Origin of the sequence: Edaphobacter dinghuensis, from assembly GCF_014640335.1 — a bacterium.
Taxonomy (GTDB): Bacteria; Acidobacteriota; Terriglobia; order Terriglobales; family Acidobacteriaceae; genus Edaphobacter; species Edaphobacter dinghuensis.
This window is the reverse complement of the sequence record NZ_BMGT01000002.1, coordinates 1,355,992-1,381,771: the sequence shown is the minus strand read 5'-3', so window position 1 is coordinate 1,381,771 and position 25,780 is coordinate 1,355,992. Positions and strand designations below refer to the sequence as shown.

Annotated in this window: 23 protein-coding genes; 12 read left to right on the top strand and 11 right to left on the bottom strand. The window is 56.8% G+C overall.

From position 1 onward, the window contains the following. Nucleotides 1-52 precede the first annotated feature (52 nt). Nucleotides 53-289: a hypothetical protein gene (locus tag IEW09_RS11470; RefSeq protein ID WP_188554251.1), complete on the top strand. Its 237-nt coding sequence runs from the start codon at nt 53-55 to the stop codon at nt 287-289. Nucleotides 290-325: 36 nt separating this feature from the next. Here IEW09_RS11470 and IEW09_RS11465 read toward each other — a convergent pair whose 3' ends face one another. Further along, nucleotides 326-727: a DUF1801 domain-containing protein gene (locus IEW09_RS11465; RefSeq protein ID WP_188554250.1), complete on the bottom strand. Its 402-nt coding sequence runs from the start codon at nt 725-727 to the stop codon at nt 326-328. A 64-nt stretch (nt 728-791) separates the two neighbouring features. After that, nucleotides 792-2,306: an anthranilate synthase component I gene (trpE, locus tag IEW09_RS11460; protein WP_188554249.1), complete on the bottom strand. Its 1,515-nt coding sequence runs from the start codon at nt 2,304-2,306 to the stop codon at nt 792-794. Between the two features lie 157 nt (nt 2,307-2,463). On the opposite strand from trpE, the gene IEW09_RS11455 reads away from it, so the two are divergent. Next, a complete protein-coding gene (locus IEW09_RS11455) occupies nt 2,464-3,729 on the top strand; it encodes a Glu/Leu/Phe/Val family dehydrogenase (RefSeq protein WP_188554248.1) in 1,266 nt (421 codons plus the stop codon). A 3-nt stretch (nt 3,730-3,732) separates the two neighbouring features. Here IEW09_RS11455 and IEW09_RS11450 read toward each other — a convergent pair whose 3' ends face one another. Further along, nucleotides 3,733-5,280 (bottom strand): Ig-like domain-containing protein, encoded by a 1,548-nt coding sequence (locus IEW09_RS11450; protein WP_188554247.1) that lies wholly within the window; start codon nt 5,278-5,280, stop codon nt 3,733-3,735. A 268-nt stretch (nt 5,281-5,548) separates the two neighbouring features. Here IEW09_RS11450 and pgsA point away from each other — a divergent pair, with 268 nt between their 5' ends. Next, nucleotides 5,549-6,241, top strand: a complete 693-nt coding sequence (gene pgsA, locus IEW09_RS11445) for a CDP-diacylglycerol--glycerol-3-phosphate 3-phosphatidyltransferase (RefSeq protein WP_188554246.1) — start codon at nt 5,549-5,551, stop codon at nt 6,239-6,241. A gap of 27 nt (nt 6,242-6,268) precedes the next feature. Here the strand turns inward: pgsA and IEW09_RS11440 are convergent, their stop codons facing one another. Continuing rightward, a complete protein-coding gene (locus IEW09_RS11440) occupies nt 6,269-7,798 on the bottom strand; it encodes a fumarate hydratase (protein WP_188554245.1) in 1,530 nt (509 codons plus the stop codon). A gap of 105 nt (nt 7,799-7,903) precedes the next feature. Between IEW09_RS11440 and IEW09_RS11435 the strand changes: the two genes are divergently transcribed. Next, nucleotides 7,904-9,304 carry an aspartate ammonia-lyase gene (locus tag IEW09_RS11435; RefSeq protein WP_188554244.1) on the top strand — a complete coding sequence of 467 codons (1,401 nt, stop codon included), beginning with the start codon at nt 7,904-7,906 and terminating at the stop codon, nt 9,302-9,304. Nucleotides 9,305-9,412: 108 nt separating this feature from the next. Here the strand turns inward: IEW09_RS11435 and IEW09_RS11430 are convergent, their stop codons facing one another. Beyond that, nucleotides 9,413-10,099: an outer membrane beta-barrel protein gene (locus IEW09_RS11430; RefSeq protein WP_188554243.1), complete on the bottom strand. Its 687-nt coding sequence runs from the start codon at nt 10,097-10,099 to the stop codon at nt 9,413-9,415. Between the two features lie 139 nt (nt 10,100-10,238). On the opposite strand from IEW09_RS11430, the gene IEW09_RS11425 reads away from it, so the two are divergent. Further along, nucleotides 10,239-10,784 (top strand): c-type cytochrome, encoded by a 546-nt coding sequence (locus tag IEW09_RS11425; protein WP_188554242.1) that lies wholly within the window; start codon nt 10,239-10,241, stop codon nt 10,782-10,784. Nucleotides 10,785-10,879: 95 nt separating this feature from the next. Here the strand turns inward: IEW09_RS11425 and IEW09_RS11420 are convergent, their stop codons facing one another. Then, nucleotides 10,880-12,085: a DUF481 domain-containing protein gene (locus IEW09_RS11420; RefSeq protein ID WP_188554241.1), complete on the bottom strand. Its 1,206-nt coding sequence runs from the start codon at nt 12,083-12,085 to the stop codon at nt 10,880-10,882. A gap of 42 nt (nt 12,086-12,127) precedes the next feature. Between IEW09_RS11420 and IEW09_RS11415 the strand changes: the two genes are divergently transcribed. From IEW09_RS11415 to IEW09_RS11400, 4 genes are all read left to right on the top strand, one after another. Continuing rightward, nucleotides 12,128-12,286 (top strand): hypothetical protein, encoded by a 159-nt coding sequence (locus tag IEW09_RS11415; protein ID WP_188554240.1) that lies wholly within the window; start codon nt 12,128-12,130, stop codon nt 12,284-12,286. Between the two features lie 558 nt (nt 12,287-12,844). Further along, the gene (locus tag IEW09_RS11410; RefSeq protein ID WP_188554239.1) at nt 12,845-13,582 is read left to right on the top strand and encodes a GvpL/GvpF family gas vesicle protein; all 738 of its coding nucleotides are present in this window, start codon (nt 12,845-12,847) and stop codon (nt 13,580-13,582) included. Between the two features lie 156 nt (nt 13,583-13,738). Continuing rightward, a complete protein-coding gene (locus IEW09_RS11405; RefSeq protein ID WP_188554238.1) occupies nt 13,739-15,349 on the top strand; it encodes an OmpA family protein in 1,611 nt (536 codons plus the stop codon). Between the two features lie 69 nt (nt 15,350-15,418). Beyond that, nucleotides 15,419-16,192, top strand: a complete 774-nt coding sequence (locus tag IEW09_RS11400) for an SDR family NAD(P)-dependent oxidoreductase (protein WP_188554237.1) — start codon at nt 15,419-15,421, stop codon at nt 16,190-16,192. 20 nt (nt 16,193-16,212) lie between these two features. Here IEW09_RS11400 and IEW09_RS11395 read toward each other — a convergent pair whose 3' ends face one another. The 4 genes from IEW09_RS11395 to IEW09_RS11380 form a co-directional block, all read right to left on the bottom strand. After that, the gene (locus tag IEW09_RS11395) at nt 16,213-16,461 is read right to left on the bottom strand and encodes a hypothetical protein (RefSeq protein WP_229739250.1); all 249 of its coding nucleotides are present in this window, start codon (nt 16,459-16,461) and stop codon (nt 16,213-16,215) included. 79 nt (nt 16,462-16,540) lie between these two features. After that, nucleotides 16,541-17,554 carry a YpdA family putative bacillithiol disulfide reductase gene (locus IEW09_RS11390; protein ID WP_188554236.1) on the bottom strand — a complete coding sequence of 338 codons (1,014 nt, stop codon included), beginning with the start codon at nt 17,552-17,554 and terminating at the stop codon, nt 16,541-16,543. A gap of 41 nt (nt 17,555-17,595) precedes the next feature. Continuing rightward, the gene (locus tag IEW09_RS11385) at nt 17,596-18,303 is read right to left on the bottom strand and encodes a response regulator transcription factor (protein WP_188554235.1); all 708 of its coding nucleotides are present in this window, start codon (nt 18,301-18,303) and stop codon (nt 17,596-17,598) included. 34 nt (nt 18,304-18,337) lie between these two features. Then, nucleotides 18,338-19,078, bottom strand: a complete 741-nt coding sequence (locus IEW09_RS11380) for a response regulator (RefSeq protein ID WP_188554234.1) — start codon at nt 19,076-19,078, stop codon at nt 18,338-18,340. A 70-nt stretch (nt 19,079-19,148) separates the two neighbouring features. Between IEW09_RS11380 and IEW09_RS11375 the strand changes: the two genes are divergently transcribed. Further along, a complete protein-coding gene (locus tag IEW09_RS11375) occupies nt 19,149-20,978 on the top strand; it encodes a DUF2339 domain-containing protein (protein WP_188554233.1) in 1,830 nt (609 codons plus the stop codon). After that, on the top strand, nt 20,975-22,261 hold the full coding sequence (locus tag IEW09_RS11370) for a DUF3999 family protein (protein ID WP_188554232.1): 1,287 nt from the start codon (nt 20,975-20,977) through the stop codon (nt 22,259-22,261). Before IEW09_RS11375 ends, IEW09_RS11370 begins: the two co-directional genes overlap by 4 nt. 12 nt (nt 22,262-22,273) lie before the next feature. On the opposite strand, the gene IEW09_RS11365 is transcribed toward IEW09_RS11370, so the two are convergent. Next, complete coding sequence (locus IEW09_RS11365) at nt 22,274-24,913, bottom strand: DNA translocase FtsK (protein ID WP_188554231.1); 2,640 nt, start codon at nt 24,911-24,913, stop codon at nt 22,274-22,276. Between the two features lie 351 nt (nt 24,914-25,264). Here IEW09_RS11365 and IEW09_RS11360 point away from each other — a divergent pair, with 351 nt between their 5' ends. Next, nucleotides 25,265-25,729 (top strand): PA2169 family four-helix-bundle protein, encoded by a 465-nt coding sequence (locus IEW09_RS11360; RefSeq protein WP_188554230.1) that lies wholly within the window; start codon nt 25,265-25,267, stop codon nt 25,727-25,729. Nucleotides 25,730-25,780: the final 51 nt, after the last annotated feature.

Genomic DNA, 25,780 nt, shown 5'->3' with positions numbered 1-25,780 from the left:
ATCCGGACAACAAGCGGTTGCGGTGCAACATCTAACGGCAGAGGTGATTCGCATGCTTCTTACGCCAAAACGCTGGAAACATTTCACTGCCATGGCTCTGATCGGAGATGGTGTCATGGCGGTCGTCTGTCCTCGTCACGATGCTATGGCCTGGGAGCGTGGCCCGAAGCCGTGGCGAAGGCTGATGCATCGGCTGCAGGACAACCCGAATCTGACGCGCGCTATCGGAGCAGCGCAGATTATTGGCGGCGTCTGGTGGGCGCTGTATCACGAGAGGGAAGACGATTAGCGCTTTGTCGCTGCGTTCTATCAGGGGTTCTTTGAGTCAGCCGTGTTCGACGCGCTCTTTTATGTCAGAGTAGGCTGCATCGATGAGCTGGCTTAGCGCTGCGGCGTTTGTGGTCATTCCAGGTTTTAACTTCACATGGCGCATGAACTTGCCAGTGCCTTGCAGTAAGCGAGCCTGATCGGGCAGCGTTGCACCGTGAAAGAACCCTACATTGACGTGGGATGTGTATACATTGACGTAGCCGAAGGGCGCATCACCCAGACATGCCACCGGACAGCCGTCATGTAAGAGTTCCCGGACTTCGTCCCCGCATTTTCGCATCATCTCAAACCAGTGATGCGCGATCGCTCCCAATTCACCTGCATGTTCTCTCATCCACGCATCGATGGCGGGATCTCGCTCGACTGCTCCGTTGAATCGCAGTAGTTGATCTTTCATTGTCGTTCCCCGTCAGGATCAATGATCGGCGACCACAACCTTATTGCAACTTCGAGCCCGTGGATTAATTGTTCCGTGCCCGCTCGATGGCACGGACGACGGCTTGTGCCTTGTTGCGGCATTCTTCAAATTCTTTTTCGGGGATGGAGTCGGCGACGAGACCTGCACCGGCTTGAATGTGTCCCTGTTCGCCGTTCATGAAGAGGGTGCGGATGGCGATGCAGGAGTCGAGGTTGCCGTTGAAGTCGGCGTATAAAATGCTGCCGCCGTAGACACCGCGCCGTGTCGGCTCCAGCTCTTCGATGATCTCCATGGCGCGGATCTTCGGCGCTCCGCTGAGGGTTCCGGCGGGGAAGCAGGAGCGGAAGGCGTCGATGGGCTCCAACTCAGGCTTGAGCTTTCCTTCGAGCGTGCTGACGAGGTGCATGACGTGGCTGTACTTCTCGACGTACATCAGATCTTTTACCTTGACGGAGCCGAACTCGCTGACGCGGCCTACGTCGTTGCGTCCGAGATCGACCAGCATGATGTGCTCGGCGACTTCTTTGGTGTCTGAGCGAAGGTCGGCTTCGAGCGCGGCATCTTCAACCTCGTCGGCGCTGCGGGGACGGGTCCCGGCGATGGGACGATACTCGACTTCGCGGCCATGTACGCGCACCAGCAGTTCAGGCGAAGAGCCTACGATGTGCGCTGCGGTTGGTTTCTTTCCGGGTTTGGCATCCATGCCGAAGCGCAGAAAGTACATGTAGGGCGAAGGGTTTACGATGCGCAGCGCACGGTAGACCTCGAAGGCATCGACACCGGGTACACAATCGAAGCGCTGAGACAGGACGCACTGGAAGACGTCGCCTGAGGCGATGTACTCCTTGGTTTTGTTGACGGACTTGATGAATGCGGTCTTGGATGTCTGCGGGGCGAGAACGAGCTTTCCGGTGGGCTTCTTTTTGCGCTTTGCGGGCAGCGCGTTTGCGAGGCTTCGCTCCATGCGGTTGAGGCGGCGGACTGCGCGCTGGTAGGCGCCGTCACGGGACTCGCGCGTGAGGTCGACCGTCGCGATCAGGTGAATCTCTTTCTTGACGTGGTCGAAGGCGAGTACCTGATCGAAGAACATGAGACAGGCGTCGGGAACGCCGAGGTCGTCCTTGGCGAGCGAGGGCAGTTTTTCTATTTGACGTACGACATCATAAGCGAAGAAGCCTACCGCGCCTGCGGTGAAGGGTGGAAGGCCGGGGAGCTTTGCCGGGGTATGGCCGCTGAGCGCGTCTTTGAGCTGCTGAAAGATGTCACCGGTAAAGGTGCGCTGGCGGCGGCCCTCCTGCACGGTGATCTGCTGGCCGCGCGAGACGATCTTTTTGTAGGGCTGGATGCCGATGAAGGTGTAGCGGCCGACGTGTTTGCCGCCCTCGACGGATTCCAGCAGAAATGCCTCCGGCTCCTCGGCTGCGATGCGCAGAAAGGCCGATACCGGCGTCTCGAGGTCTGCCGTCACCGTGCGGTAGACGGGAACGAGCGAGTGCTTGCGGCTCAGCTTTAGAAAGTCGCTGGCGGAGGGCAGGGAATTGGTATCGGCAATGGGCATGGCTGCTTCCATCATAACTGCGGTTGATTTTTGTGTTTTGCCTTGAACCTGCGTCTAATCATTGGTTGGATTGCGCAACTTCAGCGACCGAGCCTATACTCCTCGGGGTTTGGCTGGAGTAACGCTGAGATTGCCAGCCAAGGAGAGGATTACGGCCATGCAGACGCTTACTATCGAGCAGGAGACCAACCCGTGGGAGGCGCAAGCCGCTCGATTCGATATTGCCGCTACAAAGCTCAATCTTGATGACGGGATCATGAAGGTCCTGCGCTCGCCGGTGCGCGAGATTACGGTTTACATCCCTGTAGGCATGGACGACGGATCGATCGAGGTCTTCACCGGCTACCGTGTTCAGCACTCGATTGCGCGCGGCCCCGGTAAGGGCGGTGTGCGCTATGCACCGAACGTCTCGCTCGACGAGGTGCGCGCACTGGCCAGTTGGATGACCTGGAAGTGTGCTGTCGTCAATATTCCGTTTGGCGGGGCAAAGGGCGGCATCATTTGCGACCCCAGAAAGATGTCGCAGGGCGAACTGGAGCGGATGACTCGGCGCTACACCGCCGAACTGATGGAGTTCATCGGGCCGGAGAAGGATGTTCCCGCACCCGATATGGGCACTAACGAGCAGACGATGGCATGGATTATGGATACCTACTCCATGCACACGCGGCAGACCTGCACCGCTGTGGTGACGGGCAAGCCGGTCAACATCGGCGGCTCGCGGGGGCGGCGCGAGGCTACGGGGCGCGGTATCTCGGTTGTGTGTGATGAGGCGTTGAAACATCTGGGCATGTCGGTTGAGGGCTGCCGGGTGATCGTGCAGGGATTTGGCAACGTCGGCTCCAATGCGGCGGCCATTCTTGCGGCGAAGGGCTACAAGATCATCGGCATCGCCGAATACGATGGCGGGTTGTACAACGCGAATGGAATCGATATCGCCGCACTGGTTGAGCACCGCCAACAGGCAGGTACGATCAATGGTTTCGCTGAGGCTGAGGCGGTGGATAAGGAAGAGCTGCTGACCTATGCGTGCGAGATTCTGATCCCTGCGGCGACAGAGAATGTCATCACCAGCCGCAATACAGACAAGCTGCGCTGCCGCATTCTCTGCGAGGGGGCCAATGGGCCGACCACGACGCTTGCCGATGAGATACTCGCTGACAAACGGATCTTCGTGGTTCCCGATATCCTCGCCAACGCCGGTGGAGTGACGACCAGCTACTTCGAGTGGGTGCAGGACCGGATGGGCTATTTCTGGACCGAGACCGAGGTGAACCAGCGGCTCGACCGGATCATGGCCGACAGCTTCCATGACGTGCTTGCCTATGCGAAGGCCCATAACGTCAACAACCGCATCGCAGCCTATATGCTGGCGATCGATCGTGTGGCTTACACGACCAAGCAACGCGGTATGTATGCGTAGGAGCTATGGGACGGTTACGTGCAGCGCGATCTTCGTGATCACTTTGCTGGTGATCGCTCCGGTGGAGGTACCGACAACCTGGACGGTATAGTCGCCGGGACGCGTTCCCAGATCGCTGCAGTTTCCGCAGCCCATGAGCGTAGCGATGCCGCAGGTCGCTATCAGGACCATTAGGAGATTTTTCATCGACCTGCGCCCACGACGTGGAAGAAACAGGATAAAGAAACCGGCAAGTACGGGTGCGCCGAGAGGTATTCCTGCGTTCTGTGAGTATGGTGTATCCGAGGCGCAGCTATGCGGAGACATGGTGCTGATCTGGAGGGTGGTGGTGCCGCCGTTCGCTGGAAGCGTTGCCGTACCGAAGGTGCATGCAGATTCCGCCGGAAGCCCATCGCAAGTGAGCTGCACCGGCTGAATGGTGCCGGCTCGCGGAGCTACGGTAATCACAAGGTTCACGCCTTCTCCTGCAATGACGTTCGGCGTTCCTGCAACGGTCAATGTAAATGGAGCGGGGCTTAATGTCGATGTGCCGCTCACTGTCTCTGTCAATGGAGCGGAGGAACTTGCAGCGGTAGCCCCAGAGCCAGCATAGTTGGCCGATATCGTATGACTGCCGGGTGCGAGGGAAGAAGTAGTCAAAGTAGCCAGTCCGACGCCATTCAAAGGCGCCATTCCCAGGACTGAACTTCCATCCAGAAATGTGACTGTTCCTGAAGGCGCAAGCGTCTGTCCCACGGTCACAACATTCGCGGTAAAGGTGATGCTCTGCCCGGCGGACGCGGGGTTCGCACTCGAGGCCAGCGTTGTCGACGTTGCCATCGCCGAAGAGGCTTGAACTACCTCGTTAAGAACGGCGCTCTCTGCGGCTCCGAAGTTTTGCGTTGCTGCGTATCTGACGGTGATCGGGTGAGTTCCCAGCGTCAATGCCGACTCTGCGATGGACGCAACGCCGCCCGGGCTCAGCGTTGCGGTTGCAATGAGATTTCCTCCATCGAGAAACTCGATCTGCCCGGTAGGCGTTGCATGGTCTCCCTGCGCCGTAGCGGTAAATGTCACGGCGCCTCCATAGCCTGCTGGATTGGCAGAGCTGGCCAGGCTCAGAGTGGTTACATCGGGCAAAACCACGACTGGCACACCATTCGAGGTCGATCCTTGATGGGTTGCGTCACCGGAATACACTGCCGTCAGCATATGAGTTCCAGTTACGAATCCTGTTCCCGCGCTGGCCGGACAGCTTGTTGTCTGCGTCACGGGGATCGTGCAGATATTTGTAGCTCCGTCGTAAAACGTCACCGTCCCTGATAAGGCAGTTCCATCGCTGGAGTTGACGAGCGCATAACCGCCAACGTCCTCGCCATAGGAGAGGGGAGATGCAGAAGAAATTGTCAGGACGATGGTGGTAGGGACGGTCGCCGTCTGTAATGTTGCAACAGGCTTATCTCCGTCTTTCACGGTCTGGTTTGTCGAAAGCTGTTGTGTCGGCGCCGGGAGTGCCACGGATATCAGAGCGATCAGGGTGGCTGTCTTGAGGGCGAGACTTTGAATCGACATTTGGAGCACTCTTTGAGCCGTCGTGACGGACGGTCTCTTTATCGGCATCTCGAGCCGAAATCGAGAGCGCGTGTTGCATGCAGAAGATTTAGTGCCGAGGTGGCGGCGGATTCAGGGGAAAAATCGGTGAAAAGGGCAACAATTTTCGTGCGAGAGTCGTCTTCAGAGAAGAAGCCCGGGCAGCGTTTATGCGGCCGCTATCACCGATGTGGCAGAATTACTATCATTGGGTGGTGCGCCCTCCCACGCCGTCCTGGATCGTCAGCATATGAATCTGCCCAACTCCATCACGATGAGCCGCGTTGCATGCGTGCCCCTTCTCATCTGGATACTTTCGCCTGCTTTTCCATGGACAGGCGGGCATGGAGCCGTGGGCCTGCGCGGGGGCGAGCAGGAAGTTATTGCGTCTATCGTCTTTATTCTGGCGAGCATTACCGATGGGCTCGACGGTTATCTTGCCCGGCGGCGCCAGCAGATCACGACGATGGGAATGTTGCTCGATCCTTTGGCCGATAAGCTCATGGTCAGCGCGGCCTTCATCATTCTGGTCGCCTATAATCCGCGGGTTGTTCCGCCGTGGATCGCCGTTCTGGTTATAGGGCGAGAATTTCTTGTCTCCGGGCTTCGCTCTATTGCCGCCACGGAGGGCTTCACCATTGAGGCCAGTGAGATTGGCAAGCTCAAGACTGTCATTCAGATCGTCTCCGTTGTCGCCGCTATTCTGGCGCATCGCTGGGACTACTGGAACTGGGGCGGATTTATCGTCGGCGTTCACTTCATCGCAGTGACGGCGATCTACTGGATGGTGATCGTTTCGATCATCTCTGCGGTGGATTACTTTGTGGGCTTCTGGAAGAAGATCGACCATGCCAGCGATAAACGGCGGAATCGCCGCAGCTTCGTCTTGAGCCGCAAAAAGAAGAGCGCCCCGCCAGCGGAGCACCCTTCACGAATTTCTTAGTGTCTGTGATCTAAGCCAAGTTCAAATTCATTGCAGGATCGGAACTCCTGCGATCCGTCGTGACCATTCCGCAGGCCCTGTGTTGTGGACGCTTGTTCCTTGTGAATCTACGGCCACGGTTACCGGCATGTCTTTGACATCGAACTCGTAGATCGCTTCCATGCCGAGGTCCTCGAAGGCGAGCACGCGGGAACTCTTGATCGCTTTTGAGACGAGGTACGCTGCGCCGCCGACGGCCATCAGGTAGACCGCTTCGTTGTCGCGGATCGCTTCAATGGCGGCTGGGCCGCGTTCGGCTTTGCCAACCATACCCAGCAGGCCGGTGGATTCGAGCATCTGCCGGGTGAACTTGTCCATGCGCGTCGCGGTCGTGGGGCCGGCGGGTCCTACAGCCTCTTCACGCACGGCATCCACTGGGCCGACGTAGTAGATGAAGCGGTTGGTGAAGTCGACGGGCAGCTTTTCGCCGCGGTTGAGCATGTCGGTCATGCGCTTATGTGCGGCATCGCGCCCAGTAAGTAGCTTGCCGTTGAGAAGGATAACCTCACCCGGCTTCCACGCCTTGACCTCTTCGCGGGTCACGGTGTTCAGGTCCACGCGGCGGGCGGTGCTGACGTCGTAGGTCAGCTTTGGCCACGCATCGAGCGGTGGCGGCTCGAGCATCACAGGGCCGCTGCCATCGAGATGAAAGTGGGCATGGCGCGTCGCGGCGCAGTTGGGAATCATCGCTACGGGGAGGTTGGCCGCGTGCGTCGGATAATCCAGAATCTTGATATCGAGCACTGTCGTTAGCCCGCCCAGCCCCTGCGCTCCGATGCCGAGCCGGTTGACCTTGTCGTAGAGTTCGATGCGCAGCTCTTCGATCTTGTTCTTTGGCCCGCGCGCCTTTAGCTCCTGCATGTCAATGGGGTCCATCAGCGACTGCTTCGCCAGCAGCATCGCTTTCTCTGCTGTGCCGCCGATGCCGATGCCGAGCATCCCCGGTGGACACCATCCCGCGCCCATGGTTGGCACCGTCTTCAGCACCCAGTCAACAATCGAGTCTGAAGGATTTAGCATAACGAACTTCGACTTTGCCTCGGAGCCTCCGCCCTTGGCTGCGACGATGACGTCTACGTCGCCGCCTTTAACCAGCGAGACCTCGACGACCGACGGTGTGTTGTCCTTCGTGTTCTTGCGTGTGAATGCCGGGTCGGCGAGGATGCTGCCGCGCAGCTTATTGTCGGGGTCGAGATAAGCCTTACGCACGCCCGCGTCGCACATCTGTTGCAGGTCCAATGTGGTAGGTCCACCGTTCGGTCCCTGCCAGATGACTTCCATGCCTACTTTTAGAAAGATGGTGACAATGCCGGTGTCCTGGCAGATGGGGCGATGACCCTCGGCGCACATGCGCGAGTTGATAAGAATTTGTGCGATCGCATCTTTGGCTGCGTGGCTCTCTTCCATCTCATAGGCTTGTGCCAGATTGGTGATGTAATCCACCGGATGGTAGTAGCTGATGTACTGCAGAGCGTCCGCCACGCTCTGAATTAGATCGTCCTGCTTGATGATTGCCATATTGATCTCTCAGCATTGATTCTAGGATGTCTGACATGCTGTTGTCCCTGCGGCGCGCCGTTAGAGATCGCGGCATCTTATATTCAGGGAATGTTGAGGAAGATCATGTCCGATACTCGCACCGAAACCGACTCGTTAGGCCCTGTCGAGGTATCTGCGGAGGCGTTTTATGGAGCGCAGACCGCGCGGGCCATCGCCAATTTTCCCATTAGCGGGCTTAAGGCTAGTTCCTTCCTTATCCTCGCGCTTGCGATGATTAAGCATGCTGCTGCTGAGGCCAACCAGTCCCTTGGCCTTATCACACCGGAGCAGGGAAGCGCGATCCGGCAGGCGGCGAAAGAGATCATCGATGGCCAGCACCATGAGCACTTCGTCGTAGACGTCTTTCAGGCCGGGGCCGGAGTCAGCCTGCATATGAACGCCAACGAGGTCATCGCCAACCGTGCTGGACAGATTCTTGGTGAACCGCTCGGCACCTACAAAAAAATCCATCCTAACGATCACGTTAATTACGGACAGTCCACCAACGACGTCTTTCCCACCGCGATGCGCCTCGCAACTTTGCTGGCGCTCGAAGAGCTCTATCCTGTGCTGAACGAGCTTGCAGCCAGTCTCGCGGACAAAGGTCGAGAGTTCAAAGACGTTTTGAAGGCTGGGCGGACTCATATGCAGGACGCTGTGCCTATTACGCTCGGCCAGGAGTTTGCCGCTTATGCTGTGGCGATTCAAAAGTGCCACCAGCACATAGCCCGGACCGCGGCGTCACTTCGCGAGCTTGGCCTTGGCGGCTCTGCCGTCGGGACGGGGCTCAACACTCATCCCGACTATCGTCAGCGCGTCATTGAGGGCCTCGGCCGCATCTCCGGTTTTGAGCTAACTTCTACCGAAGACCTCCGCTATGCCATGCAGTCGAATGCTGTGATGGCTGATGTCTCCGCTGCGCTGCGCAGCCTTGCGCTCGAGCTCATTCGAATCTCGAATGACCTGCGTCTGCTGTCTAGCGGGCCAAATACGGGCTTTGATGAGATTCATCTTCCCAGCCTGCAGCCTGGCTCGAGCATTATGCCGGGCAAGGTGAATCCCGTTCTGGCGGAGCTGACTGCGATGGTGGCTTTTCAGGTTATTGGCAACGATACTGCCACGGCGCTCGCAGTCCAGGCGGGGCAGCTAGAGCTTAATGTGATGATGCCTACGATGGCGCACAATACGCTGCAATCGGTCGCGATTTTGACCAATGCGTTGCGCGAGCTGGACCATCGTTGCATCCGCGGCATCATTGCGAACCGGGACCGCTGCGCTCACTATGCGGGCAGCACGATTGCATTGGCCACTGCGCTGAATCCCTATATCGGCTATGCAAAAGCTGCGGCGCTGGTAAAGGAATCGGTCGCTACGGGACGGAGTATCGTAGCGTTGGCGCGTGAGAAGAATCTGCTTACCGAAGAGCAGATCGCGGAGATTCTGGACCCCAAAAGCATGACGGAACCACACGCCAGAAAACTCTGACTGCTGTGGTTCCGTCTATTGAACTTTCTGCGCTGAAAGAAAGACAAATACAGGGGTCTCTCCGCTACGCCGCGCGATAAAGCTGCGCGTTACGAAAGCTAAAGTGATCTAGTTTCTTCCAAAGCGATAGAGAAGCCCGATGTTGAAGCCGGCGTTATTCTGCACGGTTCCTCCAAAGGTCGTTCCCAGGTAGGTCGGTGTAACCCGGAGTGCCAGGTTGGGATAGATGTTGTAGTCGAGATTGAGCCCGACGGAGAAGGCAGCCCGGGTTTCGGAAGGCCAGGTTCCCAGCAGGGAGGAGGGGATTCCCTTCGAGCCAGTGTCGAACTTGCCTACGCCTGCGCCGCCTACGCCAAATACGCTCGCTGCAATCTTCTGTTTCGCGTAGAAGCGATAGGACGGACCAGCCATAAAGGCGTACTGTGAGATCTGCGGGTTGAACTTCAGGTAGTCGTTGGTGCCGATCTTCGCATTGCCGAACGCGCCGCGGACGTCAGCCTCGACGCCGAACTTCGGATTGAAGTAGCGTGTCCCGCTCAGCCAGAAGGTGACTTCGTTGTTGCGCTGCAGGCCCTCGCCTGAACGATAGCGCAGATAGCCGCCGCCGCCGCCCACTTCCCATTTATGGCTGTAGGTGTCCTTGACGATGCGCGCGATTCTCGCCTGGCGGTTGGCGTTGGTTTCGCGCCGTGTCCGCCGCATCGACTGCGCTTGCATGGTGCCTGCTCCGCTGACGATCAGTCCCGCCAGCAACGTAACCGCTACACACTTTTCCTTCAACTTCAAACCGAACATCAACTGTTACTCCCGCACAAGCTGCGCTTTGCTATTGTTGAATCTTGGAGCGCGCTGCTGGCAATCCCAGCCGCGGCCATCCCTTATTAGAACATCCGCCGCCGTTTCCGGGGCGGCTACCGGCGAAGGAGTGCATCCGATGGCAAAAAAAAGCGGCAGTGGCGGCTTTGGCAAGATCTTTTTAGGCTTTCTGATCGGTATTGGCGCGGTGGCAGCCGGTCTGTTTCTTTACCTTCACTTTGGGCCGCTTCCCGTCGCCGTAGCTGACGCGCCGTTCCCCTATGAGAAGCAGATTGTTCGAATGCCCATGAACGCCCGGATCGACCGCGAGGTTAAAACGCCGCCCTTCGGTACCAGCGAAGATGTATTCGAGGCCGGAGCACATGTTTATCGTGCCCAGTGCGCAAGCTGCCATGGCGTTCCCGGCCACGACGTAGATTATGCACGCTATATGTATCCCCGGGCACCTCAGCTCTGGAAGGCGCATGGAAAGTCCGGCGTGGTCGGTGTCAGCGATGATTCAGCAGGCGAGACCTACTGGAAGGTCGCCAATGGCATCCGCCTTACCGGTATGCCCGCCTTTAACCACGTTCTGACCGATACGCAAATGTGGCAGGTTAGCCTTCTTTTGAAGAGCGCGAACACAGAGTTGCCGCTGCCGGTGACGCAAATTCTGACGCAATAGGAACGAAGCGGAAAGAGTTAAAGAAAACAGGCGGTCGTGGCCGAGTATGGCCGAGACCGCCTGTTTTCTTTATGCCTGAAATTGTCTGCTTTTTCTTATTTCAACGTGTAGACGATGGAGGTGATGAACTGGAAGCTGTTCTTCTTGTAGCCAGCCGCCGGCATGTTGAGGTAGTTGTCCGTGGCATTTAGCCCAAGGCTGATTCGCTTGTAGGTGGGAAGAGCAAGTCCGGCTGCTGCGATTGCCGAATAGGCATCCGGATTATTGAACGCCGGTAGAATGCTGGCGCTCTCGGTAAAGACGACCTTGCCAGGCAGGTTGCGGTGATAGGCCTCGCCAAACGTCGATCCGATCAGGTTCTGATCGGGTACGCGCGGATTGTCTACGGTAATCGGGTTCGGCTGAATGAAGGTTTGCATCTCGTAATGAACGTCTGCCTTCAGATCAAGCTGCTGCACCGGGGTTTTGAGAGGAGTCCAGCCAAAACCGCCGCCATAGATCTGTTGCAGATTCAGGCCCTGGGCGAAGTTGTGGTCAAAGGAGAGCTCGCCCAAAGCGTAGAAGCGGGGATTGAAATAGATGTCATGTTCGGCATCGGTGTGGAAGATGCTGGTCTTGGCCTCGGAAGGAGGCGTCGGTGGCGTGGTCTGCGGAATCACCGGCTGGGTCAACTTGCCGTAGCTCTCGAGCAGGTTGAAGGTGGTACGTGTCTTGGGCGGCAGGTAAGTCACCGTAGGGATCGCTCTAATCAAGGCTATGCCAGCGTTAAAACTGGTTCCCGTCTGCGTCGAGCGGATCAGCGTCGCTCCGCCGGAGATGGAGCCATTCCATCCATGCAGGAAGCCCGGATTGTGTGCCACTTCCTTGTCGTAGGTCGTCTGGTCGATGATGTAGGCCAGATTCTTCGTCGGTATCGTCTCGGGAGTGCCTGATGGGCTCTCGATGGTTACGGTGCTGTCCTGATAGGTGAGCGCGCCCGGATGTCGAGTGACCTTTGTGGACTTCTCATTTTTCTGGATGACGACAAAGTTGCCATGGGAGCGCAACTCCTTGATCTTGCTCAGAGGAACTGTAATTTCGCCGGCTGTATCGCTTTTGAAGACGATACTGTCGCCCACGCCGCGTTCGATGGTTCCAGTCAACTGGTCGCCATTGGTAAACATAATCACGTCGGACTTTGGAGCTGCCTTGTCCTGCGCCACGGCAACGCCGCTGTGGGCGATGATGCTTGTGACCAGGCAGAGAACGCCTAAACTCCAGATTCGCTGGACCCTGCAAGTGAAATTGTTGGATGTGCTCATTTCTTTAAAATAACGTAGGCCTCAAGCCCAGGGAGGGATGCTATGAATCCAGTTGTTCGTGTCATTGGAAAGATGTTGCGTATGGTAGGGATTTCCAGCCCGGAAGATAATCTGCCGAAGCCCAAGACGACGGCGGATCCTCCCTCGTGGCGCGATCAGACGCCGCCCAATCCTGAGGATTCAGAGCGTCGTTCAAGCTAAAAATTTCTCTGGACTCCATGCGCGGTTGCCTGTCTTTACCAGTTATCGGAGAGAGAAAATTCGCAGTAGTAAAGCAGAATTTCTGCTTCGGATTTTTTCAAAAGCAGTGGCAGCGCTTACGAAACTACTCCTTTAGAAAGAGTGATTTCAGTGCGAATTCTCATTCGAAATGCAGAGTGGGATAAGAAAAATTCTGGTAAATAATTGAATATATTGAACTTATTTAAAAATTCGCACTGGAGCCTATGTCTTTGTAAACGTGGACAAAAGGACGAGTAAGAAAAAACTTCATGTCTTGCTGCAAAATTGCACGAGTTTGTCTTATTTAGATTCAATAGGTTAGCTAAAAGATTAAGAAATTCTTGCCAATCGTCTTCCAATAGGCATACTATCCGTTTCGCATTCAGTCGAGGTCGCTAATCGCGCATCTGGTCTGAAGCGAAAGCGTTCGAAATGCAGAGACTGTTCAAACAAACTTTTGAATCAGTATGAGTTCCATAACCCAACTTCCTGATGGGGCAGTTAGACCCCTCAGTGTGCAAAAGGAAGGTAAAAGACATGGCATGGTACGCCTATTGCATCGCAGAACGGCAGTCGTTCCCGGAACTTTGCCGGCACCGTCGTCCAATGCCCCTTACCGGAGTCTCAGGCCTCTTCGGTAATCAGGCATTCTTGTTTCCCGCCAGTGATTTAGCTGTCATCGTCTCCGAGCATAGCGCCGAAGACCATGCGCGGCTCGACCAGCAAGCTGCAAAAGACCATGCCCGCGTGATCGCGGACTGCTTCAAGCTCTCAACCGTTCTGCCTTTCCGCTTCGGTACCACCTTTCAGGATGACGATGCGCTTCGTCGCTCCGTTCGCTCCAATCAACGCCATTTCCAGGCTAATGTTGAACGTCTTCGCGGCAAAGCCGAGATGCACCTCAAGGTTCTCGTCGACGACACCTGCCCCGGTAATTCTGCGCGTGACATGACGGTCGGCCAGCAGTACCTCACGAGTCTGCGCGAGAGCGCCAGCCGCCAGCGGGAGCGCCAGTCCAAGGCCCGAGCTCTCTCCGTCCAGATGCATCGTATGTTCCTTCCCATTGCCGAAGAGATTACCTGCAAGCGTATGGACTCGGGCAAGATGCTTTTGGATATCGCCCATCTCATCGATAACAAGACGGTAGAGCGTTATCAAAACAAGTACTCTTCGGCCTCGGTGCAGTTGAAGGAGTGCCGTATGCAGCTTTCCGGCCCATGGCCTCCTTACCACTTCGTGCACCGTTCCGGTGCTACACAGCAACACTCGGCTTAGTTCTCTCAAACTGCCCCATTTTCTGCTAGATCGAAGAAAATGGGGCAGTTCTGCGTTCATAGGACTACCTTTCCCTGACGTCGGGCATCGAAAAGCAAGGAGAGAATGCCTTCTTTCACGTCTCCGACAGGACATTCCAGAACGCCAGGAGAGATCATGAACCGAACGATAGAAAGCTTTTCCACGCGGGCCTTGTCCGCGTTTTTATTTGCCGGTGTCACGTTGTCTGTCATGCCCACTGCCTTTGCCCAGACGACCAGAACGACGACAACGACTGAGACGACCAGCCCCACGCAGGACTCGACCACGATTACCAAGAAAAACGGGATCTATTTCTACCAGGTCAAGGTCGTGCATCGCGATTTGGATGCCGTCAATTATCTGCATCGCAGCGGCAGCACAAAGATCGGCTTCAGAGGAACTTCGCTCCTTCCCAATGCCAAAGGGGAGGCCAAGGTTCAGAGTGAACGTGGTCGCATCACCATCGACGCCAACTTCAAGGGCCTTACTCCTGCCAACGGCTTTGGCGCCGGGTATCTGACCTATGTTCTCTGGGCGATTACGCCTGACGGCCGCGCAACGAATCTTGGAGAGGTATTGCCGGCCGGCACAAAAAACAATATCCATGTGACGACTCCTCTTCAGTCGTTTGGAATGATCGTTACCGCCGAGCCTTACTTTGCTGTTACCGTACCCAGCGATGTGGTTGTGCTGCAAAACGACATCATTCAGGATAAGACGAACGGCGTTTTAGAGAAGGTCAATGCGCACTACGCCCTTCTGCCACGCGGCTTCTATGCGCCGACGGACGGCTCCAAAACGAATGACAACCCGATTACTCGTGACGAGAAGGCTCCTCTGGAGCTGTATCAGGCCTATAACGCCGTGCGTATTGCCCAGGCGAATGGTGCGGACAGGTACGCCACTGACATCTTGAACGAGGCAAAGCAGGATCTTCAGAATGCAGCCGATATTCAAAGCAATAAAAAGGGCGATCGTAAGATGGAGATCACCTTTGCGCGCCAGGCTGTGCAGCGCTCCGAAGATGCTCGTCTGGTAACTCTGCGCAAAAAAGATGAAGAGCGTCAATTGAATGCGCAGCGTGCCGCGCAACAATCACAGATGGCAGCACAGCAGTCTCAATTACAGGCACAGCAGGCCCAACTCGATGCGGAGCGTGCCCAGGCTGCGAAGGCGCGTGCTGATGCCGAAGCTGCCGAGGCGCGTGCTCGCGCGGCAGAGGCCAATAAGAACGCCGAGAATGCAAACGCCGTGAGGGAGCGGCTACGCAGCCAGTTGAACAGCGTGCTTGCCACCAGCGAGACTGCGCGCGGCTTGATCGTCAATATGTCCGATGTGCTCTTCGACACTGGCAAATACACTCTGAAGCCGACGACCCAGATCAGTCTTGCTAAGGTCTCAGGAATTCTTCAGGCGTATCCGGGACTGAAACTGCAGGTGGAAGGCTACACCGACAGCGTTGGCAGCGACATGATGAACCAAAAGCTTTCGGAGAACCGTGCCGATGCCGTCAAGTCGTTTCTTATCGCTCAAGGCGTCCAGCCGGACAACATTACGTCTACCGGCTATGGCAAGAGCAATCCGGTTGCGGATAACAGCACCGCAAAGGGGCGTGCGCAAAATCGCCGCGTACAGCTTGTCGTCTCTGGCGATGCCATTGGCGTCAAGGAGTCCAGTCCTGAGGCGACTGCCCAACCTGTGCCAGCAGCCTCTCCTAATGAGACTGGAACTTCTAATCCGCAATAGGACGTTGATCGACTAATGTTAGCGAGGTGCCGTTCAACGCGGCACCTCGCTTTTTGCTATAAGAAAGCTATGAAATCCTTAAAGGGAAAGACCGTCTTCGTTACAGGGGCAAGCTCGGGAATCGGTAGAGCAACAGCATTGGCTTTTGCCCGCGAGGGCGCCAGACTTTTGCTGTGTGCGCGGCGTTTGGAGCGACTGGAAGACTTCAGGCAAGCACTGGTTGAAGCGGGAGCGCCGGAGGTGCATGTTTTTGCCCTCGACGTTCAGAAGCGCTCAGCCGTCGAGAAGGCTCTTAGGGAGCTTTCCTCCGAATGGCAGGAGATTGATGTGCTGGTCAATAATGCTGGACTGAGCCGCGGTTTGACCAAGCTGCAAGAGGACGATCCGCAAAATTGGGAAGAGATGATCGATACCAATATCAAGGGTCTGCTCTACGTCACCCGCGCTATTGTGCCGGGGATGGTCTCACGTGAACGTGGGCATGTCATCAATCTTGGATCGACAGCGGGATACATTACTTATGCCAACGGTGCCGTCTATTGCGCGACCAAGGCAGCGGAGAAGGCTATCAGCCAGGGACTGAAGATTGACCTGATGGGAACCCCTGTGCGCGTTACCTCGGTAGACCCGGGCATGGTGGAGACGGAGTTCAGTTCGGTGCGGTTTCGCGGAGACGAGCAGCGAGCGGAGAAGGTCTACCAGAACATTACGCCCTTGCAACCCGAGGATGTGGCAGACGCCATCGTCTGGGCCGCCAGTCGTCCGGCACACGTCAACATTCACAACATCCTGATGACGAGCATCGACCAGGCAAACTCAACGGTCTTTCATCGCCATAGTTAACATCGTCACAGCTAGCGCCACTACATATGGATCGTCCAGCCGAGCTCGGAGAGCTTCTCTTCGATATCGGCCAGGGCGAGTTCCAGTGCGGACCGCCGGTGCGGATTGGATGTCCGTTCCGACAGAACGCGCTCCCGCTGTAGCTCCAGCGCCTGCCGTTTGCGTTTACGCTCGGCGTTTTCAGCGCTGGCCTTTGCGGGATCCGGCGGCGGAGCAGCGGCTTGTGATTGTTGTTCTTCCACAGATTTACTCTCCCATCCTCGCGACATAATATTCATTTTACGCCGCAACATCTATCTGTAGCGGCATTTGAAGGGGAAGCCCCCCTCGATGCATCAACGCAATCGCTTATGCCAACGTGCCGACTCGTTTTGCGCGCAGGTCCTCAGCGATGAGCTTTCCGTGAAATCGTCCATTCTCGATGAAGATCTCGTTGGTGCGTTCTCCGGCGACGATGACACCGGCAAGATAAATTCCGGGCACATTGCTTTCGAGCGTAGCCGGATCGCATATGGGGCAGCGATCGTTGGTCTCGTCGAGATGCACCCCCAGCCGCTCGATGAAGTCAAAGTCGGGGTGGTAGCCGGTGAGAGCAAAGACGAAGTGATTCGGCAGCGTCACATTGCCCTCCGGTGTTTGGAGGGTCACATCGTCTTCGGAGATATTGGCCACAGTACTGTTGAAGTACGCTGTGATCTCTCCATTTTTGATGCGGTTGTTGATGTCGGGCAGAATCCAATACTTTACGTGGCGGTGCATCTGTGCGCCGCGATGGACGAGCGTTACCCTGGCCCCATGCCGCCAGAGATCAAGCGCTGCAATGGCTGCCGAGTTCTTGCCGCCGATGACGACGACATCCAGGCCGTAAAAAGGATGGGGTTCGTGATAGTAGTGGCGGACCTTGTGCAGTTCTTCGCCGGGGATATCAAGATAATTGGGCAGATCGTAGTAGCCGGTCGAGATAGCCAGCTTGCGTGCCCGGTGTGTCAGAGTGCGGCCAAAGCGGTCTGTGATGTGAACTGTGAAGTCACCATCGCTACCCTCGACCCTGTCTACGGTTTGGTACTGGCGGACGTCGAGGCGATAGTGCTCCGCAACCTTGCGGTAGTACTCCAGTGCCTCGTTGCGATTCGGCTTCTGATTCGGGCTGGAAAAGGGCATGTCGCCGATCTCCAGTAACTCCGGCGTCGTGAAGAACGTCATGTGCGCGGGGTAGTGAAAGAGAGAGTTGCAGAGGCAGCCCTTATCCACCAGCATCGCGGAGAACCCAGCGCGCTGCGCCTCGATGGCGCAGGCCAAGCCAGTGGGCCCGGCACCTACTACCAGTAAATCAACCTTATCTGAAGCTGCACCGTCGCTCATGTCTTTCATCTTACTGAAGAGTGATTAAGCTTGATGCGACCTCAGGCGTTGAGGATGACCAGCTTATGGGCGATGGCGAACAACGCAAGTTCCAGCCGAGTTGAGACGCCAGTCTTGTCGAAGATATTCGAGAGATGACGCTTTACCGTCTCTTCGCTAATCGCAAATTGTTTTGCGACGTCTTTGTTGCTGCATCCTTCGACGATGCATGTGGTGACCTCCAGCTCGCGCGGGGTCAAGCCGTACGTCTTCCGCTCAGGTACAGCGGCTGCCTTGTTCATCAGCTCATTCAAAGCGGTCAGCAGGTTGGCGACGCGCTCGCCACCGATCCAGTAATCGCCTGAGAGCACCGCCCGCAATGATGTTGCAAGATCGCTGGCGACGGCATCCTTCAGCACAATGCCACGCGCGCCGATCTGCAGGGCTTCGATGACCTGCTGAGTCGAGATGGTGCTCGTCAACATGATGATCTTGACCCGAGGGGACTTGCTCATGATGGCCCGCATCGCCTCGAGGCCGGGAAGGCGCGGCATCTGCAGGTCGAGCAGAAGAATGTCCGGCTCCAACTCGAGCGTCTGCGTAATGGCGTCGTCGCCGTCTTCGGCCTGCCCCACCACTTCGAAGCCGAGTTCATCTTCCAGCATGTTTTTGACGCCGATGCGTACTACGGGATGATCGTCCGCGACGACAATGCGGATTGGTGTCGCTGCGACTGCGGGGTTAGCGGCTGATTTCACTGCGTCGTTCATAGGGTCGTTCTCCTCATTATGCAGTGCAAATTTCCTACATGTTCTTTCGCGCCATCAGAATACGATGTAGACGGCCACAGCAAATCATCAATTCATTAAGAGAAGCTACATGATTAGCTTGAATACCATCATCTTCCAGAGCTTCGGCCAGTCTCTGTAGCTCGACTGCTCCAACCAGGCCAGCACCGCCCTTGATGGCATGAGCCTCCTTTCGGAAGGACGCATCGTCTTTATTAGATGCAAGTTGTAGCATGCGTGTGATCCGCTCTTGCACATCCGTGAGGCACAAATCGTAGAGCTGCTGCAAGCGATCTGGCCGCATCGAAGCCGCGAGCTTCTCATAAGTGGGTTCATTCAGAGGGGTTAGATTTCGACGGCTTACATCATCGATAACGTTGTCCTGCCGGTTCGTAGCCGCAATGGCAGCAGCCAGCTCTTCCATGGTGAAGGGCTTGAGCAACAATCCATCGAACGCGCGAATGATATCGGCGTCGGGCCGGCTTCCGCTCATGGCCAGTAGTGTCGAGTGTATTCCGCAGCAATCGCGCAATGCGCGGGCTAAGGCACTTCCGGTGGTGCCAGGCATTTGTACGTCGGCCAGCACGACATGGGGCAGGGGGGCGGTCATCGAGCTGAGATGGCGTACTGCCGCATCGCCGGAGTCCGCTGTGCCGACCACATATCCGGCGTGATCGAGCAGAAGCGCAAGCACCTCGCGGCTCAGCGCATCGTCATCCACAACCAGAATTCGCAGCGGCCCAGTTTCATTCTTCATCAGGGCAAAGAGTATCAAATTGAGAGATTCAACTGCCAAACCCTGCCGTAATGACGGTAAAGTATTGCCAATGGGACAAGAGGCAGAATCCGCGCAGCAGGATAGTGAAGATCGCTTTGCCAATGAGTTGGCGTCTCTGTCGGAGCGGGTAAAGGTATTGGAGCGCGAGATTGCCCAGTTGCGCGAGGGCGCGCCTGCAAAGACTCCAGTGGCCAAAGCTCCGCCACCGCCTTTGGTAGCAGCCCACGTGGAGGCTGCGAATACTTCGCGTGCATCTCTCGAGAACCGCATCGGCTCGCAACTCTTCAGTCGTATTGGGATTGTCGCTCTGCTCATTGGCGCGACATGGTTTCTCAAGCTCGCGATGGACAACCACTGGATTGGTCCTCTGGGCCGCATCCTTGTGGGGCTTATTGCCGGTGTTGGTCTGATCGTATGGTCGGAGCGGTTTCGTGGGCAGGGATTCAAGGCATTTTCGTGGGCGCTCAAGGCGATTGGCAGTGGCGCGCTTTATCTTTCGCTATGGGCAGCATTTCAGCTTTACCATCAGTTGCCGGCTTCGGCGGCTCTTGCTGCGATGGTTCTGGTTACAGCGTGGAACGCCTTCATGGCGTGGTCGCAGGATAGCGAAATCCTTGCAGCCTATGCTCTGGCCGGAGGCATGGCAACGCCGTTGCTGCTCTCTACCGGGGGCAATCACGAGCTGTTCCTCTTTAGCTATATTCTTGCTATCGATGTGGCTGTGATCGTTCTTCTTCGGCTTAAGCTTTGGCCGAGACTGCTGCTGGGAACGTTTCCAGCCACGGTCGCCTACTTCATCGGCTGGTATATTGCGTTCAATTCTGCCGCGTCGCTCGTACCAACAGCTCTCTTCGTCTTCCTCTTCTTTGGGGTGTTTGCATCGGTTCCTATTAGCTGGAGCGAGAGCGAGCAGCCTGCCGGAGTGACGAAGCAGAGTGCGTTTCGCATCACTGAGATCTTTCTTCCTCTGGCCAACGCCATCTTTGCGTCGCTTGCACTCTACTCGCTTTTGCAGGATGCAGGTCATCATAGCCTGCTGCCGTGGCTGATGGTGCTCTTTGCCGTTGTCTATCTTGGACTGCTGCAACTGTCGCAGACGAGTATTGCCTCGGCTATTCATCTGTCTTTGGCAATTGTGTTTCTTACCATCGCCATTCCATTGAAGGCGAGTGGTCGCTGGATTACCATAGGTTGGTTTGCAGAGGCTGTAGCTTTGCTGTGGGTCTCTGCGCGGCTTGAGACTGCAACGGCAGATGAAGCTTCGGCGAGCGCGCATCGCATTCTTCGGTCGCTTGCGGTGGCCGCGCTTGCTCTGGGATTCGGTGGTCTCATGCTGCAGCCCATATGGTTCGCCAAGCCAGTCTCCGAAGCTTTTCTCAATGGCCGCTTTGCCACGGTGCTCTTTGGAATCGCGGTTCTGGGCTGCTCGGCATGGATCTCTCTTCATGCGCGTCACGCTAACGAGGGGAAGCCTCGCTGGCTGCACATTGCAGGGGCTTCCATCATTGCACTTAATCTCGTCTCGATTGTTGCGTGTGTTCGTGAGCTGGACACGATCTGGGGCCAGACCGTAGCTCATTCCGAAGCTGAGTTGCAGAAGGCGCTCGCTGTCTCATCCTTTCTTATGATCTATGGGGCGGTGCTGCTGGCTGTCGGTTTCTGGAGACGTAGCGCCTTCATTCGCTGGCAGGCGTTGATTCTGATTGTCTTTACTATTGTCAAGACTTTTCTTTATGACATGCGTAACCTCAGTCAGGGCTATCGCGTCGTCAGCTTCCTTGGCCTTGGAGCGCTGCTCATGGCTGTCAGCTTTGCATACCAGAAAGACTGGCTGTCCTTACGAGACGCCGAGTCGAGTGACAAAGGAGCGGAACGATGAAGTCAGCGCTGCTGGCGCTCCTAATCTTCTGGCAGGCCGCGGGGGTGGCGCCAAAGTTATCGCCCGATGTGCGGCAGTATTCGCGTTACGAACGGTCGATTGCACTTCCAGCCGGAGCTGGGCAGACATGCGCCGTGATTGACGCGCAGATGTTTCCGCACGCGGCTCCATCTCTTAAAGATGTTCGCCTCTATCAAAACGAGCAGGAGTTGCCGTATGCCATCACGCTCAGCGAACCCGTGCAGGTCGATAGCGCAGCGGCGCGCATCTTAAACCTCGGCACGCGTGGACACAGCATTGTCTTCGATATCGAGATGACGGATCGCCCCTATACAGACGTCGATCTCGATCTTGCGGGTCAGGATTATCTTGCTACCGCGACTGTTACTGGATTCGATACGCTTCACTCTTCCACGGCTACGCAACTTGGCGAGTTCACGCTCTTCGACCTGACTTCGCAGCACCTCTCCCATAGCACGACGCTCCACCTCCAGGAATCCAGCTTCCACTATCTGCATGTTGTTCTTACTGTTACTTCCGCGCCTGGCGCTCGCGATTTTACCGTAACTCCAGCGATGGTCAGAGGCGTCACTGTTCCTCCCAGCCGCGAGGCGCAGTCTCTTTACACCATCGCTGACCAGACTACGACTATCGCACAACAAGGACGCCAGAGCGTTGCTGAGTTTTCCCTGCGCGAGCGAGTCCCTGTTGAGCAGGTAAGCTTTGTTCTTGCTCCGGGCTTCAAGGGAAACTTCAGCCGCGATGTACACATCTCCGATCGACAGGCGGGCACGCCGAAGTCTGCGGCGGAGACCATTGACGGGACCATCCTCCGTATACATCTCACACAGGCGGGTCGAGAGATCCGTCAGCAACAACTGAGCATCCCTGCGATTCTCGGCGCTAATTTACAGGGGCCGGCGACGGTGGAGGTTGCTGTCGACAACGGCGACGACATTCCGCTTCCCATTGCCGCCATTCGGCTTGAAATGCGTCAGCGCAAGCTTTGTTTCTCCGCGCCGACGGCGCAGGACGTAACCCTCTTCTATGGGGACGCCGGACTGGATGCACCGGAATACGATTATGCTCGTCTTTTCTCTGCGGTTGCGCATGCGAACTCAGCGCAGCTTGGCCCTGAGCAGTCCAATCCCACCTACCGTCCACGACCGGACACACGCCCTCTCACAGAGCGCTATCCTGATCTGCTCTGGATAGCGCTACTTGCGGTCATTTGCGTTCTTGCTGTCGTCGCCTTACACTCGGCCCGAAAGGTCCATCGGTAACGCGGCTGATTCTTATCGAATCGCCTCATCGACTTCTCTGATCCAGTCGGGCGACTTTAAAATCTCCCTTGGCTTCGATCCATCCGCGGGTCCAACCAGGCCATCGCTGTGCATCAGGTCGATCAGGTGGGCAGCGCGGCCATAGCCGATGCGTAGGCGGCGTTGCAGCAGGGAGGTGCTGGCCTTGCCAAACTCGAAGACCAGCCGCACGGCATCGTCATACATGGGGTCGTCGTTTTCGCTGTCGGAGTCGCCATCGATGTCTCTACCAGCTTCATCTTTCGGCCCTTCGAGGAAGCCGTGCACATATTCAGCCTCGCCCTGCGCCTTCCAGAACGAGGTTACGGCGGAGATCTCTTTTTCTGTGACAAATGGCGCGTGAACACGCTGCACGCGGCTTGTTCCCGGTGGCAGGTAAAGCATGTCGCCTCGCCCCAGCAGACTTTCGGCACCGTTCGAGTCGATGATGGTTCTCGAGTCTACCTTAGTCGCCAGGCGGAAGCTCATGCGGGTGGGCACGTTGGCTTTGATTAAGCCGGTGATGACATCGACCGAAGGACGCTGTGTGGCGAGAATGAGGTGGATGCCGACGGCGCGCGCCATTTGGGCCAGTCGCGTGATGGATTCTTCTACGTTTGAGCGGTCGAGCATCATCAGGTCGGCCAGTTCGTCGATGATGATGATGATGTAGGGCAGCGGCTCCTGATTCACGTCCTCGAACAGGTAGTCGCTGCCATGGTCGAAGAGCTTGTTGAACTGGTCGATGTTGCGAACGTGGTTGGCAGCGAGCAGCTTCAGCCGCCGCTCCATCTCGCGCACGGCGTTTCGCAGTGCATTTGCGGCTAGCTTTGCCTCGGTGATGATCGGCGTGAATAAGTGAGGAATGCCCTCGTACATGCCAAGCTCAACGCGCTTCGGATCGACGAGGATCATCCTCACCTGCTCGGGAGTGTTCTTGAAGAGCACGCTCATAATCATCGCGTTGATGGCTACGGACTTACCCGATCCAGTCGATCCGGCGATGAGCACGTGCGGCATGGAAGCCAAGTCAGCGGTTACGATACGACCGTTGATGTCCTTGCCCAGTGCAATCGAAAGCCTGCTCTTCGATTGTGCGAAGCTCTCGCACTCGACGACATCGCGCAGCCAGATGGTCTCACGCTCGCTGTTCGGCACCTGAATGCCAACCGTGCTCTTGCCTGCCATTCGCTCAATCAGAATTGATTCGGCGGCCATGGCGAGGCAGAGGTCGTCGGCCAGCCCGGTGATGCGGGCAACCTTAACGCCGGCCTCTGGTCGAAATTCAAACGTAGTGACCACGGGCCCCGGATTGATCTGCGTGACCTGCCCATTGACGCCGAATTCGGCAGACTTCTCGACCAACACGCGCGCCTCTTCGCGCAGAGCATCTTCACGCACGGCGGCTTGCTCCTCGCTGCGATGCAGCAGGGAAGAGGGCGGTAGCTTGTAGCCTCGTACGCTCTTGGGAACGATGGTTACGGTTTTGATGTCCGCATCGGCACGCTTGCCAAAGGAAATATCATCCTCGACTCCCGCATGAACTGCGGCAGGGATAGGAGCGGCTGGAATTGGCGTAAATGATGTAGCCTTCGGTTCTTCTGCTCGCTTGACTGCGCGAATCGGAGTAGGCCGAGGTGCTTCCTCGTTGTGGTCCTCGAAGTTTGAGGCATCATCCAGGGCATGACCCGGTGCAGCAGCCTTTGCGAGCGCATCCGCATATGGAGCAGCCGCGGCTGCAGCGGTACTAAATGGAGTTACGGGCGGCGCATCCACAAACGTTCGTGGCATCGCCTGCCACATGGAAGTTGGCTCGGGTACACCCTCTTGTGGGGGATCGACAGAGATTGGCTCTGTTCGCTTCTTTCCCCACCAGCGGAACAAGCTGCCCAACAGGGTGTTGCTCTCCGCGCGATTGCTCCTGCGCTCGGCCTGTTCGCGGGCGCGCTGCGCTTTCAACTCGGCTTGCTCGCGCTTGTTGCCGTAGGACTCCTTCGCTGCAGCGATGCTTGCAGTCTTCCGGTTGCTCCGCCAGCGTGCCCATCGCTCCCACATGGACTGCGCAAAGGAGAAGTGAATCAGACTCCACTCACGCGCCGTATTGAAGGTGAATGTTGTGGTGAGGTAGAGCGAGAGCGCCACCATCAGTGCAACCACAATACATGCACCCGGAAGGTTGAGATACTGCACCATCGAATCGGCCAGCAGACGCCCGCTGACTCCCTCGATATGCAGTGTTTGACGCCAGAGGATGTGTCCGGGCAACAATGCAATCGCTGCCGGGCCAAAGACTATCCAAAGTCCCAAGCCGATGCTCTTTGCCAGTGGAGAGCCTGCCGGACGTGACCACATCCAGCACAGGCCCAATCGACCCAGCACCAGTGGCAGAAAGAACGCGGCGACGCCGATGACCTGGAGCAGAGCATCTGCCACATAGGCGCCGATGATTCCAGTCCAGTTATGCGCGGGGCGGCCGGTAACATAGGCGCCGACAGTATTGAACGAAGGGTCGGAGGGGGTATAGGTCGCCAGCGCGAGCAGAAGCAGCGCGGCACCAACCAGAACGGTCAGCCCGATAATCTCGTTGAGCCGCCGGTTGCGGGTCGGAGTAGAAACTAGTCTCAGAGTCTTCATCAGTGGTTACGCGCGACCTCTCCTGCACCGGCGCAGCGTCTCGCACACCGGGCGGTCTGCAAGGCCGTGAACCACCAGAGCATCTCCGATTATCCCAAAACGGCGAACAAAATTGGAAAACCTTACCCCCGGGGTATCTGGATGCAAACCCACAAGCCGATCCATGCATCTACTCCTGCATACTCGCCGCCGGGTGCAGCATCCGGCGGACCTTAGTAAACGGTGGGCAGGGGAACGGGATTTTCGCGATTTCTCCTGTTTGCCGCCGGTAAAGGAGAATCGCAAACAGCCGGCGGACCCTGCCTTAACCGACATCCGGATTCGATTCATAACCTGATTTCCGAGGATATTATGTCAAGCGATTCAGGCAAGCAGCACGAGATGGAGCGCGTTCTGCTCTCAGTTATCAACAGTCTTCAGGACAGCCAGAAGGGCTTTGCCGACATCGGTGAACATCTAAAGGTCGAGTCGCTCAAGCGTTACTTTCTTGCCGAGTCGCTCAAGCGAGCCAGCTTTCGCGGTGACCTCGAAGAGGCGCTGCACCAACATGGTGTCCACGACATTAAGGAGACTGGAACTGCGGTTGGAACGCTGCAGCGCGTCTGGGGCGATCTGAAGGCAAAGCTCGGCAGCGGCGACCATGGCCTGCTTGAAACCGCCGAAAGCAGCGAAGACGAAACGAAAAAAATTTATGCAGACGCTCTGAATCAGGAGCTTCCACTGCCCATTCGGCAGCTATTGGCCGACCAGCAGGCTCATATCCTTGCCTCGCACGACTTTGTTCGCAGCCATCGCGATGCCCTTGCAGCAAAATAAGAGTCCAGCCACTCGCTGAAAGTCACCGGAATACCAATATCTCCCCGGCAA